We start from the raw sequence: 17,001 nt of genomic DNA, 5'->3' as shown, positions 1-17,001 counted from the left end.
CGTGCAACCCGATCATTGAGGTAGCGGTATGAAATTTTCACTGTTCGTGCACATGGAACGCTGGGATGAACACGTCAGCCATCGGCAGCTGTTCGAAGACCTCACCGAGTTGACCCTGATGGCCGAGGCCGGGGGCTTCAGCACGGTGTGGATTGGCGAACACCACTCCATGGAATACACCATTTCCCCCAGCCCCATGCCGCTGCTGGCGTACCTGGCCGCGCGCACCGAAACCATTCACCTGGGCGCCGGCACCATCATCGCGCCGTTCTGGCACCCGCTGCGGGTGGCCGGGGAATGTGCCCTGCTGGACGTGATCAGCAACGGCCGCATGGAAGTGGGCCTGGCCCGCGGCGCCTATCAGGTGGAATTCGACCGCATGGCCGACGGCATCCCGGCTGCCAGCGGCGGCAATCACCTGCGCGAGATGGTGCCGGTGGTGCGCAAGCTGTGGGAAGGCGATTACGCCCATGACGGCGAGATCTGGAAATTCCCCACCTCCACCAGCGTGCCCAAGCCCTTGGGCACCCCACCGATCTGGATCGCCGCGCGTGATCCGGACTCCCACAACTTTGCGGTCAAGCACGGCTGCAACGTGATGGTCACGCCGCTGATGAAGGGCGACGAAGAAGTGCTGGACCTGAAGAACAAGTTTGAGGCAGCACTGGCCAACAACCCCGAGGTGCCGCGCCCGCAATTGATGGTACTGCGCCATACCCACGTGCATGCGGTCGACGACCCTGAAGGCTGGCAGGTCGGCGCCAAGGCCATCGCCCGCTTCTACCGCACGTTCGACGCCTGGTTCGGCAACAAGACCACACCGGTCAACGGCTTTCTCGACCCTAGCCCTGAGGAGAAATTCAAAGACCGCCCGGAGTTCGAGCTTGCGAACATCCGCAAGAACACCATGATCGGTACGCCGGCAGAGATCATTGCGCGGATCCGCTACTACCAGGAATTAGGCGTGGACGAGTTCAGTTTCTGGTGCGACAACAGCTTGCCCCATGTGGAGAAGCGCAAGTCACTGGAATTGTTCATCAACGAGGTGGTGCCGGCGTTTCGGTGAGAAATCGATGGGTTGACGCAACCGCTGGTAATCTGCCCGAAAAAGCCGCTTTTCAGCGGCTTTTTCTCTGTTCAGACGGCCGGCAACCCGCCCGGCTCATGCACCACCCGCCCATCCTCCTGCGGCGGCCCGCCCACCGGCCGGGCCACGTTCCAGATGACGATGGCGGCAATGATGTCAAAGATCGCCAACACCACAAACAGCGGCGCATAACCGACCTTGGTCACCATCACCCCGAACACCGCCGTAAAGGCAGCCGCGCCGAGAAAGCCGAACATTCCGCCCAGGCCCGTGGCCGTGCCCACTTCGTTCTTGCCGAACGAGTCGGACGTGATCGAGTACAGCGCCCCCGACAACGTCTGGTGAGCAAAGCCGCCCAGGCACAACAGCGCGATGGCCGTGTACGGCGACTCCACCAGGCCGATACAAGCCGGGCCGATCATGCACGAGCAGCCAAACAGCATGACCATCTTGCGTGAGGTAAACAGCGACACCTTGCAGTACTTGTGAAACAGCGGGCTCAGGTAACCGCCCAACACGCAGCCGATGTCGGCGGCCAGGAACGGGAGCCAGGCGAACATGGCGATTTCCTTGATGTTCATGTGCCGTTCGGTCATCAGGTACAGCGGAATCCACGCGTTGAAAGTCTGCCAGGCCGGCTCCGAGAGGATGCGCGCAGAGGCAATTGCGTAGAAGTTGCGGGTGCCGATGATCTTGCGCCACTGGGTGCGCTGCTTGGGCGCATCCTTGAGGTGGGTTTCTTGCCCTGCGAGGATGTAGTCGCGCTCGGTGTCGCCCAGCAAGCGCTGGTTCAGCGGGTGCTTGTACAGCACCAGCCAGAGGAAGCTCCAAATGATCCCCATCACCCCCACGCTGATGAATGCCAGCTGCCAGCCGTCGTTAAGAATCGCCCAGACCACCAGCGGCGGCGCCAGCAAGGCACCCACTGAAGAACCAATGTTGAACCAGCCAATCGCAACCGAGCGCTCCTTGGCCGGAAACCACTCAGTGGTGGCCTTGATCCCGGCCGGGAAGCCCGCCGCTTCGGTGACCCCCAGCAAGCCGCGCAGGAACGCCAGGCTCTGCCAGCCCGTGGCCAAGGCCGCCGCCGCACAGGCGGCCGACCAGGCCACGGCGAAGGCAGCAAAGCCCAGCTTGGTGCCGATGGCATCGACGATCAGGCCGGCCACCGGCTGCATGAAGGCGTAGCCCATCTGCCAGGCGACGACGATATGGGAGTACTGTTCGGTGGAGATGCTCAATTGGCTCATCATCGTCGGTGCGGCGACGGAGAGCGTGTTACGGGCGAGGTAATTGACAATCAGACCGGCTGTGATCAGAGCGACCATCCACCAGCGGATTCCTTTTATTTTCATGGCTTTGCACTCAATATTATTTTTTTGTGGTGGCAGCGCGGCGTTATACGTTGTCGTATGACAGTGCTTTATAGATAGCTAGCAAAGTGCTTGTCAACGGCTAGCTGAAATATTTCGTAACGTGTTGGTGACTTGGCAGGGAGGACCCTGACGGGAAGCCGACGAGCTCGCCCAGGTGACTTGACGGTCACCTTTGAGACGCGGTGAATCAACGCCCTGATGGCCGGTTGACAGGGTGTCGGGGAGGTCCTGATAATCCTGTCACGTTGTACGATGACCGCGGCTTTTTTAATAATCAATAACAATCAGGACACTCGCCCATGGCCGATTCTTCAAGTGCTGCCAACCCCCCCTTCAACCGCCTCCTGCTGACCGGTGCTGCCGGCGGCCTCGGCAAGGTCCTGCGCGAAAGCCTGCGCCCACTGGCGCGAACCCTGCGCCTTTCGGACATCTCACCCATGGATCCGCCGCGGGACAACAGCGAGGAGATCCAGGTCTGCGACCTCGCCGACAAACAGGCCGTGGACCAATTGGTGGAGGATGTGGACGCCATCGTGCATTTCGGCGGGGTGTCGGTAGAGCGCCCTTTCGAGGAGATCCTGGGGGCGAACATCAGCGGGGTTTTTCATATCTACGAGGCGGCCCGTCGTCATGGCGTCAAGCGGGTGATCTTCGCCAGCTCCAACCATGTGATCGGTTTTCACAAGCAGGACGAAACCCTCGACGCCCATAGCGCACGGCGCCCGGACAGCTACTACGGGTTGTCGAAGTCATACGGGGAGGATGTCGCGAGTTTCTACTTTGATCGCTACGGCATCGAGACCGTGAGCATCCGTATCGGCTCCTCGTTCAGCGAACCCCAGAACCGTCGCATGCTCAGCACCTACCTGAGCTACGACGACCTGACGCAATTGATCGAGCGCGGCCTGACGGCAACCGATGTGGGCCATACCGTAGTCTACGGCGTGTCGGCCAACAAGACGGTGTGGTGGGACAACCGCTACGCCGCGCACCTGGGCTATCACCCGCAGGACAGCTCCGAACCTTGGCGGGCCAAGGTCGAAGCACAGCCAGCACCGGCGGCGGATGACCCGATCAGTGTCTACCAGGGCGGCGCCTTCGTGGCTTTGGGGCCGTTCGGCGATTGATCCAGGCGACGCCGAACCCGGCAGGGTTCGGCGTCGACTTCCTCAATGGTTATAGGCACGCTCGTTGTGCTCGCCCATGTCCAGCCCCAACTCCTCCACCGACGCGTGGGCGCGCAGGCCGATGACTGCCTTGATCACCTTGAGCACCACCCAACTGACCACGAAGCAGTAGACGAAGGTGAATCCCACACCCTTGATCTGCGCCATCAACTGCCCGGCAATGGTCACGTTCGGCACATAGCCGCCCAACGATGGCACACAGAAGACGCCGGTCAGCAAGGCCCCGATGATGCCGCCAATACCGTGCAGGCCAAACACGTCCAAAGTGTCGTCATAGCTGAAGTGGCGTTTGAGCAAGGCAATGCTCAGGTAGCAGAACACCCCGCAGAGCAGACCGATGGCCAGCGCACCGCCCACCCCGACGTAGGCGCAGGCCGGCGTGATCCCCACCAGACCTGCCAAGGCTCCGCTGGCCAGACCCAGGGCGCTGGGCTTGCCGACCTTGAACCACTCGGTGAACATCCAGCCGAGTATTCCAGCGCACGCGCCCAATTGGGTGTTGAGCATCACCACCCCGGCGGTGCCGTTGAGGGTACCACCCGAGCCTATGTTGAAGCCGAACCAGCCGACCCAGAGCATGGCCGCGCCGGTCATGGTCAGGCTCAGGTTATGCGCCGGCATCGGCTCGTGGGGGTAGCCCTTGCGACGGCCGAGCATGAGGCTGGCCGCCAGCGCGGCGACGCCGGCGTTGATGTGCACGGCGGTGCCGCCGGCATAGTCCAGCGTGCCCCAATTGTGCATCAAGGCCCCGGCGCCGCCCCAGACCATGTGCGCGATGGGCGCATAGACCAAGGTAAACCAGGCGGCCATGAACAACAGCGCGGCGGAGAACTTCATGCGCTCGGCAAAGGCGCCGGCGATCAGCGCCGGGGTGATGATGGCGAAGGTCATCTGGAAGGTCACGAACACCCCTTCCGGAATATCGCCCACCAGGCTGTCGGCGGTCATGCCAGCCAGGAATGCGCGGCTCAGGCCGCCGACGAAACTGTTGAAGGTGACCTGGCCATCGACCATGCCGGTGGTGTCGACCACCATGCTGTAGCCGTAAATGACCCAAAGCACCCCCACCAGACCGGCCACGCCGAAGCATTGGGTGAACAGCGAGAGCATGTTCTTGGCGCGCACCAGGCCGCCGTAAAACAACGCCAGGCCCGGCAGGCACATGAACAGCACCAGCACTGCGGCGGTAATCATCCAGGCGGTGCTGCCATTGTTCAGGACGGGGGTGTCGGCGGCGTGCGCCAGAGGCGACAGCAAGGCCAGCGGGAGCAGGCCCGGCAGGGATAGAGCGGGTAGACGTTTGACCATTTTCAAAAGCTCCTGCACATGGAAATGAGGGCAGCGTCGTCGGTGGTGCGGGCCGTGGGGTCGGCCTCTCGTTTTGCCGTGCATTCAACGGCCTCATCGCGGGCAACCGCCAAGGCGGTTGCCCGCGATGGCCGTTACGCGGTCAACAAGCCAGGCTCAATACCCCTGCCCCGACCCTGGAATCCAGCTGGTCCCGGCCAGCGGCACCCGTGCCATGGCCGCCGATTCCACGGTCAATGCCACCAGGTCCTCGGGATCGAGGTTATGCAGGTGCGACTTGCCGCAGGCGCGGGCCATGGTCTGGGCTTCCAGCACCAGTACACGCAAATAGTTTGCCAGGCGGCGACCGCCCTCGATCGGGTCCAGGCGCTTGGACAGCTCCGGGTCCTGAGTGGTGATACCGGCTGGGTCGCGGCCGTTCTGCCAGTCGTCATAGAAACCGGCGGCCGAACCGATTTTCTTCAGCTCTTCGTCCAGGCGCGGGTGGTTGTCGCCCAATGCGATCAACGCGGCGGTGCCGATGGCCACGGCGTCCGCCCCCAGGGCCATGGCCTTGGCCACATCGGCGCCGTTGCGAATGCCGCCGGAGACGATCAACTGCACCTTGCGGTGCATACCCATCTCCTGCAGCGCCTGCACGGCCTGAGGAATGGCCGGCAGGATCGGGATGCCGACGTGTTCGATGAACACTTCCTGGGTCGCCGCCGTACCGCCCTGCATGCCGTCGAGCACGATCACGTCGGCACCGGCTTTCACGGCCAGCTTGACGTCGTAGTAAGGGCGGCTTGCGCCGATCTTCACGTAGATCGGTTTTTCCCAGTCGGTGATTTCACGGATCTCGGCGATCTTGATCGCCAGGTCATCCGGGCCGGTCCAGTCCGGGTGACGGCAGGCCGAGCGCTGGTCCACGCCAATCGGCAAAGTGCGCATGCCAGCCACGCGTTCGGTGACTTTCATGCCCAGCAACATACCGCCACCGCCCGGCTTGGCGCCCTGCCCCAGGACGATTTCAATGGCGTCTGCCTTGCGCAGGTCGTCGGGGTTCATGCCGTAGCGTGACGGCAGGTACTGGTAGACCAGGTGTTGCGACTGGCCGCGCTCTTCCGGGGTCATGCCGCCGTCACCGGTGGTGGTGCTCGTGCCAGCAATGGTAGCGCCACGGCCCAGTGCTTCCTTGGCGTTGGCCGACAGAGCGCCGAAGCTCATGCCGGCGATGGTCACCGGAATCTTCAGGTGCAGCGGCTTCTTGGCAAAGCGGTTGCCGAGAATCACGTCAGTGCCGCATTTCTCGCGATAGCCTTCCAGCGGATAGCGCGACACGCTGGCACCCAACAGCAGCAGGTCGTCGAAGTGCGGCAGCTTGCGCTTGGTGCCGCCGCCGCGAATGTCGTAGATGCCGGTCTCGGCGGCACGCTGGATTTCCTGGATGGTCAGGCGGTCGAAGGTGGCCGACTCGCGCAGTACTGGCGGTTGTTTGTCGCTCATGGCTAGGATTCCTGATCAGTACGCGGAGGCGTTGTCGACTTTGAAGTTGTACAGCTGACGGGCTGAACCGTAGCGCTTGAAGTCAGCCGCCTTGTGCTCGAAGCCGGCCCGGTTGAGCAGTTCCTGCAACTCTTCCAGGTGCTCGCCGCGCATTTCTTTCTCGATGCAGTCCGAGCCCAGCGATTCGACGCTGCCCTTCACGTAGATGTGCGTCTCGTAAAGCGAATCGCCCAGGGCATCGCCCGCATCGCCGCAGACCACCAGGCGCCCGGCCTGGCCCATGAAGCAGCTCATGTGGCCAATGCTGCCGCCGACAACGATGTCGATGCCCTTCATGGAGATCCCGCAGCGGGCCCCGGCGTCGCCTTCGATCACCAGCAGCCCGCCGTGAGCGGTGGCGCCGGCGGCTTGCGAAGCGCTGCCCTTGACCCGCACGTAGCCGCTCATCATGTTTTCAGCGCAGCCGACGCCGACGTTGCCGTGCACGGTGATCGACGCTTTCTGGTTCATCCCCGCGCAGTAGTAACCGGCATGGCCCTGGATATCGATGGAGATGGCTTCGTTGACGCCGACGGCCAGGTTGTGGGCGCCATTGGAATGGGTCACCACCCACTCGCGGTCTTCGACATTCTTGACTTGGTCGTGCAGCGCCTGGTTGAGGTCGCGCACCGTGGAAACAGACAGATCGATGGTTTTCATAATGATGGGGTCCTTAAGCCGACTCGCGTTCCCAGATGTACATGGTGGCCGGTGCCGGCTCCCAGACCTTGGCGTGTTCAATCCCCGGCAGGCTCGACAGCGCCTGGTATTCCGAGGCCATGGCGACGTAGTCGTCGGTCTCGGCGAGAATCGCTGGCTTGCAGGCGATCGGGTCGCGGATCACCGCAAAACCATTGCGGGTGCCGATGGCAAAGGTGAAGAAACCGTCCAGGGCTTCCAGCGAGTTGTCCAGCGCCTGCTTGAGCGAGTCGCCTTCCAGCAGGCGCCAGGCCAGGTAGCCGGCGGCCACTTCGGTGTCGTTCTCGGTGTCGAAATGGATGCCTTCGCGGCGCAGCTCCTGGCGCAGGCGGAAGTGGTTGGACAACGAGCCGTTGTGCACCAGGCAAAGGTCGGCGCCCGTGGAAAACGGGTGGCTGCCTTCCATGGTCACCGCGCTTTCCGTGGCCATGCGGGTGTGACCGATGATGTGACTGCCCTTCATGCTGCCCAGGCCGAAACGCTCGGAGATTTCCTTGGGCAGGCCCATGCCCTTGAGGATCTCGATGCTTTTGCCGGCGCTCATGATGCGTACGCTGGGGGCCAGTTCCTTGAGGGCAGCGCGAACAACGGCCTCTTCGGTCTGTATTTTAAGCACGGCAGCGCTGGCGTTCTGAAACCAGTCCAGCGGTACGTTCAGACGGGTCTGCACGGCGGCGATCAAGGCGGTGAAATCAAAGCCTTCGGTGGTGGCCTGCAGCGTCAGCTTGACCCAGCCATCGCCCACTTCATCGCCATAGATGGCAAAGCCGGCGCTGTCCGGGCCGCGGTCGGTCATGGCTTCGAGCATCGGCTCGAACAGCTTGCCGAGCTGGGATTCCAGCGCGGGGTTCTTGAGGTACAGACCCACAATTCCACACATATCCAAAACTCCTGGGCAGAAGACGCCCTTACCCACAGGTCGGGCGTCCGAAAAACGCGGTTAACGTGGCGCGATCAGAAAAATTCGGTGTAGCGCTGGATTTCCCAGTCACTCACATGGCGGCTGTATTCCACCCATTCCATGCGCTTGAGCCTGATGAATTCACCGACGATTTCCTTGCCCATCACTTCGGCAAACAACGGGTCGGCTTCCAACGCATCGCAGGCTTCCTTGAGCGACTGCGGCAGGGTCTTGATGCCTTTGGCGGCAATGGCGTCCAGGCCCAGGGCATAGAGGTTTTCGTTGCAGATCTGGTCGGGCATCAGCTGGCGTTCGATACCGTCCAGGCCGGCGGCGATGATCGCGGCGCTGACCAGATAGGGATTGCAACCGGCGTCCGGCAGGCGGAACTCCAGGCGCCCGTAAGGCACGCGGACCATGGCCGAGCGGTTGTTGGCGCCGAAGGCGATGAACGCCGGCGCCCAGGTGGCGCCAGACAGGGAGTTGCCCACCACCAGGCGCTTGTAGGAGTTGACCGTGGGCGCGGCGAAGGCACACAAGGCCGGGCCGTGTGCCAGGAGGCCGGCGGCAAAGTGATAGGCCAACTTCGACAAGCCCATGCCGTGCTTGTCGCTGGCGTCGAAGAACAGGTTCTTGCTCTCGGCGCTGGCGATGGACAGGTGAAAATGCATGCCGTTGCCGGCGCGTTTCGGGTCAGGCTTGGGCATGAACGAGCAGATCATGCCCATGTCGTTGGCGATTTCACCGGCGGCCATGCGGAAGAAGGTGAAGCGGTCGGCCGACTCCATGGCCTCGCTGTAGGTGTAGTTGATTTCGAATTGACCGTTGGCATCTTCGTGGTCGATCTGGTAGATGTCGAAACCCACCGGTTGCAAGGACTCGGTCAGGCGCTCCAGAAACGCACGGGACCGGGACAGGCCTTTATAGTCGTAGCAAGGCTTGTCGAGGTTGTCGCTGGGGTCTACCAGTTGTAGCTTGCCGGCGGCGTCGCGGCGCATCAGGTTGAATTCCGGCTCAAGGCCCGTGTTCAGCGTCCAGCCCTTGGCTTTGAGGCGCTCGACCTGCTGTTGCAGCACGTAGCGGCTGTCGTAGGGCCAAGGCTCACCGTTGACGTGACCGATGCACACCACGCGGCCATAGCCTGGCTGCCATGGCACCGGGGTCAGGGTCGAAAGGTCGCCCTTGGCCATGAAGTCCGGGCCATGGGGCTCCATGCCCATGCCGCTGATGGCGAAACCGGCAAAGCCCGCACCCTCTTGCGCCACGGTCTGCAAGCCCGAAATCGGCACCGATTTGGTCTTGGCCGAGCCGTGGATGTCGACGAACTGGGCCAGCACGTACTTGATGCCGTGCTCTTCGATCAGCCGCTGGGTCTCTGCTGGCAACATTGCATTTCGCTCCATATTCCGACTAGGAAAGATACTTTCCCTTTAGGAATGCAAAGCCCTTGCCAACCTTTTCCATCCTCGGCACGGAACTCCCGTGGCAGGCATTTTCTCTGTATATATGGGAATATTGCTTTCTCAGAGGGAATAACCGCCCTCGACGCTTGGACCAGCACCTGATAAATGTTCATTCTTGGTGCGAAACTAACTTTCACGAACAGAAACCGTGCAGGCCCACATGAATATCCCCGACGCCACTATCAAAAGCGCTACCGAGCCGCGCCTCAAGCTCGAGCAGTACCTGGGGATGCAGGTCAAACGCCAGCGCCAGGCCCAGGACCTGAAGCTCTCGGATGTGGCTCGTATCGCCGGTATCAGCCAGGGCATGCTGAGCAAGATCGAAAACGCCCAGGTCTCCACCAGCCTGGACACCCTCAGCCGCCTGTGCGACGTACTCGGCATGCCCATGTCCAAGCTGTTCAGCCAGTATGACCAACAAGGCGGCAGCGCCCTGCTGGTCAAGGCCGACGAGGGGCTGGAGGTGGTGCGGCGCGGCACGGAGAAAGGCCATACTTACCACCTGCTCAACCATACCCGCGGGCCGAAGAAGAGCTTCGAGGCGTACAGGGTAACCATGGATGATGCCAGCGAGGAGTTTCCGACTTTCTCCCACCCCGGCACCGAGTTTTTGCACTTGCTCGAAGGTGAGCTGATCTACCGACATGGCAATCAGCTCTATCATATGCAAGCCGGCGACAGCTTGACGTTCGATGGCGACGTGCCCCATGGCCCGGAGCAGTTGGTGCAAGTGCCGATCAAGCTGTTGTCGATCATGAATTATGGAAGTCCATCGGAATAGCGGTCGAGCCCGGCATGGGTTCGCCGTAGTAGGTCGGCCCCCGGTTTTCCAACGGGGCCTTGCCCAAGGTTTGCCGCATGAGTCAAACGCGCTGGCACGACCGTCTTTAGCCAGACCGGTCACGCTCATGCACTGAACCGTTCCCTATAAGCCTGCGGCGTCACCGCCATCACCCGATGAAAACTGCGCCTCAAGGTCTCCTCACTGCCAAACCCACACTCCCGCGCCACCCGCTTGATCGATGCAGGCGTATCACTGAGCAGCTGTCTTGCCGCCTCCACTCGAATCAGCTCAATCGCCCGTGCCGGCGTCTGGCCGGTCTCGGCACGGTAATGCCGGACAAAACTGCGCTCGCTCATGCCCGCCTGCGCCGCCAGCACCGCGATGGACAAGTCCCCGTTCAAATGCTGGCCGATCCATTCATGCAACACCCCAAAACGGCTGCCCTGCTGTTGCTGGGTCAAGGCCACGCTGAACTGCGACTGCCCGCCGGGGCGCTTCAAGAAGACCACCAGTTGCCGGGCGACTTCCAGTGCCAGCGCACGGCCCAAGTCCTCCTCCACCAACGCTAAAGCCAGATCGATCCCCGCAGTCACTCCCGCCGAGGTCCAGAGCTTGCCCTGCTGGATGAAGATCGAATCGGCCTCCACCTGCAAGCCCGGATACTGCCGGGCCAACTCTTCGCAGCGCGACCAATGGGTGACCACCCGCTGCCCTTCCAGCAGCCCCGTGGCCGCCAGCAGAAAAGCGCCGGAACAGACCGAGGCCACCCGCCGGGCGCTGTGCGCCTGCCGAGTAATCCAGCGCACCAGCGCCCGATCCCGCGAGGCTGAATAGACACCCCAGCCCCCGGCGATGACCAAGGTGTCGGACGGTGAATCGGGCAACGGCTCGGCGACCATGGCCAGGCCCGACGACGAGCGCACCGCGCCCCCTTCGGCCGCCACCACCCGCGCGGCATAGGGCGCCGGCAGGCCGCGCTGGCGGTAAATGTCGTTGGCCGAGGCGAACACCTGCAAGGGCCCGGTGACGTCCAATAACTGAGCGTCGGCAAAGGTCAGTACGTCGATGGCTTTCATTGGCGTGATTCGTGGGTTTATTGGCGAATACGCCAGAGCCTAGTTCGTTAACCTGTGCCTCGTCCACTTCTCGTTCGCCAAAGAGGCAAGCCCATGAGCCTGCAGATCGGTTTTGTGTTGTTCCCCGACGTCCAGCAACTGGACCTCACTGGTCCCTTCGACGTGCTGGCCTCGCTACCGGGTGTCCAGGTGCACCTGATCTGGAAGGATCTGGCGCCGCTGCGTTCGAGCACCGGGTTGAGGTTGATCCCTGACATGACCTTCGCTGACTGCCCCACGCTGGACGTGATCTGCGTACCAGGCGGTTCGGGTGTCGAGGCGCTGATGGAAGACGAACACGTGCTGGCCTTTCTGCGCCGCCAAGCGGCCACCGCGAGATACGTGACCTCGGTGTGCACGGGGTCATTGGTGCTGGGGGCTGCCGGGCTGCTGCGGGGGCGCCGCGCCACCACCCATTGGGCCTATCACGACCTGCTGGCGCCACTGGGGGCCGTTGCGGTGGATCAGCGGGTGGTGCGTGACGGCAATCTGATTACCGGCGGCGGTGTCACGGCAGGCATCGATTTCGCCCTGACCTTGGCCGCCGAGCTGTTCGATCCGCTCACCGCGCAAGTGCTGCAATTGCAGATTGAATATGCGCCCGCCCCGCCCTTCGATAGCGGCACGCCGTCTCGCGCGCCGGCCGAGGTGCTCGCCCAGGGACAGCAGAACACCGCCGCATCACGGGCGAGACGCGGTGAGATCGTCGCCCGGGCGGCAGCGCAGCTCGGCTGAACCCCGGCTATTGGTTGGCGCTCAAGCCACCCATGGAGAAGCCGTCGACTGCCGAAATCTTGCCACGCCACAACGCGCCCTTGGTCGGGATGGCTTCGCCCCCGCCCGCCGAGTACAGCCGGGCATCGCGCAGATGGAGGAACTGCATGGCCGGTTCCTTCTCGCCAGGGGGCGTGGGCGGCGCGATGAAGCCCAGCACCAGCTCCTTGACGTGCTCGGCTTCGGGGCCGGCGAAGGCTTCGAACGGTTTGGAGAAGTCGGCCGCCAGTTCTTCGAAGTATTGGTGATGGGAGATCAGGATGCCGGACACCAGCCCGCCGCCAATGGACAAGGTGATCCCCACCTCCACCGGGGTTTTGTTGACGAACTGCACAAACCACTGCAGCAACCAGTCGGTCTGCCGCCCTTCCCACTCCTGTTTGAGAAACCCGGTGTCGCCGAGGACCGCTTGTGCCGAATCGGTGCTGGATGCTGCTGTGCTGTCAGTCATGGTATGGCCCTTGCCATGATGGAAAACGGAAAATTCCTTACTTCACTGTAGGAGAGAACCAGCGTCCGGCAAGGTCGGGGTCTAATCCTTTGCCAACTGCGCCGCTTGTCGCGCGGGCAGGAGGTGGCCTGCCACCCAGGTTTCGAAGGCCAGCACCATGATCGCCAGGCCGCCACCCATCAACGTGGCAACCGACCGTTCCAGCGCCGCTTTCCATTCCGGGTTGCCGCCCAGGGCGATGGTCAGTACCGCCGTGGCGGTGACAAAAATGGTGAACACGGCATAGCGGGCGTTCTGCAGCCCATAGGCGGCGAAAGCGGTGATCACACTGATCAGTGCCAATACCCTGTGCCCCGCATTGAGGTGCACGACCAACGTGGCGGCCAGGCATCCGCCCAAGGTTCCGAGCATCCGCTGGCGGCCTTTGGTCAGGGTGTCGCGAGGCGACACCTTGAGAATGATGAGCGCGGTCATCGGCGCCCAGTAACCGTAATGCAGGGCGGTCAGGTGCACCGTCACCAGGCACAGCACCACCACCGAAGCGGCATACACGCCGTAACGCCCCAGGCGAAAACGGGCATGAAAATCGCCACGTACCCGCTGCCAGTTGGCCTTGAGGCCGTGATGACGCAAGGTCCACTGGGCGCGGTAGACGGCTTTCTGAAAGCAGGTAAACGCCGCCAGCTGGACCCCGGCGCCAAGCATGATCAACAGCGCCCGGTGGTTGGCCGCCTCGATGCCTCCTGGGTAGGCCGCGGCCACAAACAAGGTGATGGACCACTGCAACACGATCCACCACAACGCGTCCTCGACCTCGGCCATCCACGCACAAAGCGCGGCCAGCATGGCAGCCACCGGCAGCAGCCAATACAGGTGGTTGCCCACCAGCGAACCCAGCCAGGCCGAAGCGACCATGCCCACGGCAACGATCAGCATCGGCGCCAAGGGGTAATCGGAGAACTTCTTGAACGCGCCGAAGCCGACGGTAAACGCTCCACCCAGCATGATCAGGCAAGGCGCGAGGTGATCGGTGACGAATCCGAACAGCAGGATCAACAGCAACGCCGGCATGCACGCCAGGGCGAGCAGCCATTGCTGGCGGGAGAAAATATCGGACATGAAGGACTCTGGACGATGGACCGAGCTGTGACCCTGCTCGGCGCCCGGCCGTTCCCGGCCAGCGCTTTAACTATTATTCATCCAGCGTCAGCCGGCTCGGCGAACCCTGAGTCTGGCCGCATGACACAGTGTGGCTGTCTTCCACCTGGTTGAACGAGTAACGATTGCGCCCGGCACTCTTTGCCGCGTACATGGCGTGGTCGGCGTGCTGGATCAGCGTGCCGATGTCGTCGCCATCCCGTGGAAAAAGGCTGACGCCCATGCTGGCGTGGATTTTCACGCGCTGGCCTTCGATCACCAGCGGCAGCTGGAAGCATTGGTGGAGCTTTTGCAGCAAGGCGGTGATTTTCTGCGGATGGCGCACGTTGCGAAAGAAAATCACGAACTCGTCACCACCCAGTCGCGCGACGTTGTCCGGCTCTTCGCTGAAGGTGCTCAACAGCTTGGCCACCGCTACCAGCACCTGATCGCCGAAGCGGTGGCCGTACTGGTCATTCATCTGCTTGAAGTGATCCAGATCGACGAACAGCAAGGCCATCTGCTGATGGTGCTGGCGGGCGACCAACAAGGCTTGTTCGAGCTGCTCGAAGCACATGCGCCGGTTGGGCAGCTCGGTCAGTGGGTCATGCCGAGCCAGATGCTCGAACGCCGCGCGGCTGCGAGTCAGGTCTTCCAGTTGGCTGAGAATTTCCTGCTTCATTGCCAGAAAACTGCGGGCCAGCACCCCCAACTCGTCCCGCCGTGGTTCAAGCTGGCTGATCTTGCGCTCACGGGAGAACAGCTCCACGGCGGCGGTCATCTTGCGCAACGGTGCGATCAGGGCGCCCGACGCGACAAAGGCCACGAACAGTGCCAGCAGGCTGAAAAACAGCGCGATCTGGGCGATGTTCTTTCCGGCACTCGCCGCCTGCTCCAGCACGTGGCCCTGGGGTTGACCCAGGCCCAGCACGATGAAGGGTTCAGACCCCGCACTGTCGCTGGACAGGCGCACGAAAGCGGCCACCAGCCGGTCGGCGCTCTGCCGGGCCTGCGCTTCGACGCTGCGGCTGATCACCGTGGAGGGGCCGGTGTCGCTCAGCAAACGACTGACCTCGGGAAATTCATCCTGCAGAAAAAGACGTCGACCCTTGTCGAAACCAAAGGTGCGGCGATGGTCCGGGTGCACCAGCAGATCGCCCCAGCGATTGGCCAGGTAGACCTGGTACTCCTTTGGCAGGTCGCCTTGCAGCTGGCTGAACAACTGGTCGAGGTCGACGTTGATCACCACCAGGCCGAAGACTTTGCCCGAAGCGTCCGCCACTGGCGTGGAGACGTGCAGCGTCGGCTTGCCCAGCCCCGAGTGGGCGCCTTGTTCGTGGTTGATCTCGATGGGGGAAATGCGCACCTGCCCCGGTGCCAGACGCAGCGCCTCGAAGACGTAGGCATAGTGGGCCTTTTCCTGCAGGTCGGCACCTTCGACCCGGATGATCCGGTCGCCATCGCGGTCCTCACGCACCCACTCCAGGCCGTGATCGCGGGCGCTGATCAGGCGGATCTGCATGTAGTCCGGGTGGGCCAGCAGCATGGCGCGGAATGACTGGGCCAGATTGTCCTGCACGGTCTTGAGTTGGGCCGGATTCTTCAGTTGATCGAGGTCATGCACCTGGGGGCCGTTGGTCAGCACCCCAGCGTCCAGGGAAATGTTGCGCAAGCTGCTGTTGAGGTTGCGCCCCAGCACTTGGGCGGAGGTCAGCAGGTCGCGCTCGGCAGCCTGGAGCATCAGCTCGCGGCTACTGTTATAGCTGTAATAGCCAGCCAGGATGGTCGGAATCACGCCGAACAGGGCCAGCAGGCAACCGAGCTTGAAGGCGATACCGAATTTCATGGCGAGGTCTCCACCAAGGGTGGGCGCTCGCCGGAGACGATCAGTTGCCACAGAGCAGCGCGGCGCCTGTCGTCTTCCACCGGACGAATCCAGATCAAGGGGCTGGCCGAACTGGCGTCGTCCGGCTCTTGCAAGGTATTGGACAGGCCTTGACGGGTGCTCAGTGCCTCGCTGACCTGGGGTTCGAGCATATAGTCGATCCACTCGCTGGCCAGGCGGGTGTCTTTGGCTCCACGGCTGATGGCCCAACAGTCGAGCCAGGCCAGTGCGCCCTCGCGGGGGATGACATAACCGACGTCGGCCCCGGCGTCGCGCAGTTGCTTGAGTTGCTGGCGGCCATAGTTGGCAAACAACAGGGCGACACGGTGACGACGAAAAAGGTCGGCGGCTTCCTCCGGCAGGGAATAAAAGGTCAGGACATTGCGCCGCAGCTCGATCAAGCGATCAGAGACCCGGGCAAACTCGGCGCTGGGGATGTGAAACGGGTCGCCGCCCAGCGAGAGGCTGGCCAGGGAGAAATTGTGGTTGCTGGTGTTGAACGCGAGCACGCGGCCCTGATACTTCGGGTCCCACATGCTGCTGATGGAGTCCGGAGGTTGCTTGAACTGCTGACGATCGTAGATCAGGCCCATGTCCGACCAAGCATAGGGGATCGCGTACAGGTGCTGCGCCACAACGAGGTCGGGAATGCGCGAGTAGTCACGAAAGCGCGTGAGCTGGTTGGCGGTGTGGGGGATCTGCTCAGGCTTCAACGGCTGCAACAGCCCCTGATCGGCGTAGCGATGCACCTCGGCCGTGTTGGCCGCAAGTACATCGAAATTACCGCCACGGTCCTCGGCCATTTTGTTGCGCAACGCCTCGTCGCTGCCCACCAGGGTAACTTCCACCTTGACCTTGTAGCGCTGCTCGAACCTGGCCACCAGATCCGCATCGGCATACCCCGGCCACGCCAGCACGCGCAGGGTCTGCGGATCGGCGCCAGCCTGGGTCGAAACCAGCAGCAACGAAAGGAGTAACCACAGCGGGCCGAGGTAATTCATGGACGACGCCCAAAGGCAGGGGATGGTGCCACTATACAGATGGCGTTTTGCCTTTGCTTGGCTACGTGGGTGTCTGGGTCGGGTATTTGGTCGGATGATGGGTGGTCATGAGCAGGGGCATCCACCCAACATCGCTGTGCCGCCATCGCGGGCAGCCGCGACGGCGGCCGGGCATGCCCGGCGCCTACTCGCTCACTGTCGCGCGCCACCCTGTGGCAGCGCTTGCCCTCCATGCAGTCGACGCGGTTTATCGACTAGAACGGCATCTTCAACTTCAACGAAACCGTCTGGTTGGTAAAGTCCGTGCGC

At 62.6% G+C, this 17,001-nt stretch carries 15 protein-coding genes; 4 read left to right on the top strand and 11 right to left on the bottom strand.

The window, feature by feature from the left end; genetic code table 11:
* The first annotated feature begins 28 nt into the window (after positions 1-28).
* Positions 29-1,066 carry an LLM class flavin-dependent oxidoreductase gene (locus HB675_RS20550; RefSeq protein ID WP_213880915.1) on the top strand — a complete coding sequence of 346 codons (1,038 nt, stop codon included), beginning with the start codon at positions 29-31 and terminating at the stop codon, positions 1,064-1,066.
* A 71-nt stretch (positions 1,067-1,137) separates the two neighbouring features.
* On the opposite strand, the gene HB675_RS20545 is transcribed toward HB675_RS20550, so the two are convergent.
* The gene (locus HB675_RS20545) at positions 1,138-2,442 is read right to left on the bottom strand and encodes an MFS transporter (protein ID WP_213880913.1); all 1,305 of its coding nucleotides are present in this window, start codon (positions 2,440-2,442) and stop codon (positions 1,138-1,140) included.
* 320 nt (positions 2,443-2,762) lie between these two features.
* Between HB675_RS20545 and HB675_RS20540 the strand changes: the two genes are divergently transcribed.
* Positions 2,763-3,590, top strand: coding sequence for an NAD(P)-dependent oxidoreductase (locus tag HB675_RS20540; protein ID WP_213880912.1), 828 nt, complete (start codon positions 2,763-2,765; stop codon positions 3,588-3,590).
* Between the two features lie 42 nt (positions 3,591-3,632).
* Here HB675_RS20540 and HB675_RS20535 read toward each other — a convergent pair whose 3' ends face one another.
* The 5 genes from HB675_RS20535 to glnT form a co-directional block, all read right to left on the bottom strand.
* Complete coding sequence (locus HB675_RS20535) at positions 3,633-4,958, bottom strand: ammonium transporter (RefSeq protein ID WP_213880911.1); 1,326 nt, start codon at positions 4,956-4,958, stop codon at positions 3,633-3,635.
* Positions 4,959-5,114: 156 nt separating this feature from the next.
* The gene (locus HB675_RS20530) at positions 5,115-6,443 is read right to left on the bottom strand and encodes an FMN-binding glutamate synthase family protein (protein ID WP_213880910.1); all 1,329 of its coding nucleotides are present in this window, start codon (positions 6,441-6,443) and stop codon (positions 5,115-5,117) included.
* Between the two features lie 15 nt (positions 6,444-6,458).
* Positions 6,459-7,142: a protein glxC gene (locus HB675_RS20525; RefSeq protein ID WP_213880909.1), complete on the bottom strand. Its 684-nt coding sequence runs from the start codon at positions 7,140-7,142 to the stop codon at positions 6,459-6,461.
* 13 nt (positions 7,143-7,155) lie between these two features.
* Positions 7,156-8,061, bottom strand: a complete 906-nt coding sequence (locus tag HB675_RS20520) for a glutamine amidotransferase family protein (RefSeq protein ID WP_213880908.1) — start codon at positions 8,059-8,061, stop codon at positions 7,156-7,158.
* Between the two features lie 74 nt (positions 8,062-8,135).
* Positions 8,136-9,470, bottom strand: a complete 1,335-nt coding sequence (gene glnT, locus HB675_RS20515) for a type III glutamate--ammonia ligase (RefSeq protein ID WP_213880907.1) — start codon at positions 9,468-9,470, stop codon at positions 8,136-8,138.
* 235 nt (positions 9,471-9,705) lie between these two features.
* Here glnT and HB675_RS20510 point away from each other — a divergent pair, with 235 nt between their 5' ends.
* Positions 9,706-10,326: a helix-turn-helix domain-containing protein gene (locus HB675_RS20510; protein ID WP_213880906.1), complete on the top strand. Its 621-nt coding sequence runs from the start codon at positions 9,706-9,708 to the stop codon at positions 10,324-10,326.
* Between the two features lie 125 nt (positions 10,327-10,451).
* Here the strand turns inward: HB675_RS20510 and HB675_RS20505 are convergent, their stop codons facing one another.
* A complete protein-coding gene (locus HB675_RS20505; protein ID WP_213880905.1) occupies positions 10,452-11,405 on the bottom strand; it encodes a GlxA family transcriptional regulator in 954 nt (317 codons plus the stop codon).
* 93 nt (positions 11,406-11,498) lie between these two features.
* Here HB675_RS20505 and HB675_RS20500 point away from each other — a divergent pair, with 93 nt between their 5' ends.
* A complete protein-coding gene (locus HB675_RS20500) occupies positions 11,499-12,179 on the top strand; it encodes a DJ-1/PfpI family protein (protein ID WP_213880904.1) in 681 nt (226 codons plus the stop codon).
* Positions 12,180-12,186: 7 nt separating this feature from the next.
* On the opposite strand, the gene gvpU is transcribed toward HB675_RS20500, so the two are convergent.
* From gvpU to HB675_RS20480, 4 genes are all read right to left on the bottom strand, one after another.
* Positions 12,187-12,669, bottom strand: a complete 483-nt coding sequence (gvpU, locus tag HB675_RS20495) for a gas vesicle accessory protein GvpU (RefSeq protein ID WP_213880903.1) — start codon at positions 12,667-12,669, stop codon at positions 12,187-12,189.
* A gap of 81 nt (positions 12,670-12,750) precedes the next feature.
* Positions 12,751-13,788 (bottom strand): FUSC family protein, encoded by a 1,038-nt coding sequence (locus HB675_RS20490; RefSeq protein ID WP_213880902.1) that lies wholly within the window; start codon positions 13,786-13,788, stop codon positions 12,751-12,753.
* Positions 13,789-13,861: 73 nt separating this feature from the next.
* Complete coding sequence (locus HB675_RS20485) at positions 13,862-15,652, bottom strand: diguanylate cyclase (RefSeq protein ID WP_213880901.1); 1,791 nt, start codon at positions 15,650-15,652, stop codon at positions 13,862-13,864.
* Entirely contained in the window at positions 15,649-16,692 is a 1,044-nt protein-coding gene (locus HB675_RS20480; RefSeq protein WP_213880900.1) for an extracellular solute-binding protein, read from the bottom strand. Before HB675_RS20480 ends, HB675_RS20485 begins: the two co-directional genes overlap by 4 nt.
* Between the last annotated feature and the right edge of the window lie 309 nt (positions 16,693-17,001).

The organism is Pseudomonas sp. dw_358 (assembly GCF_018449655.1).
Classification (GTDB): domain Bacteria; phylum Pseudomonadota; class Gammaproteobacteria; order Pseudomonadales; family Pseudomonadaceae; genus Aquipseudomonas.
This window is presented reverse-complemented; position numbering and strand designations above follow the sequence as displayed.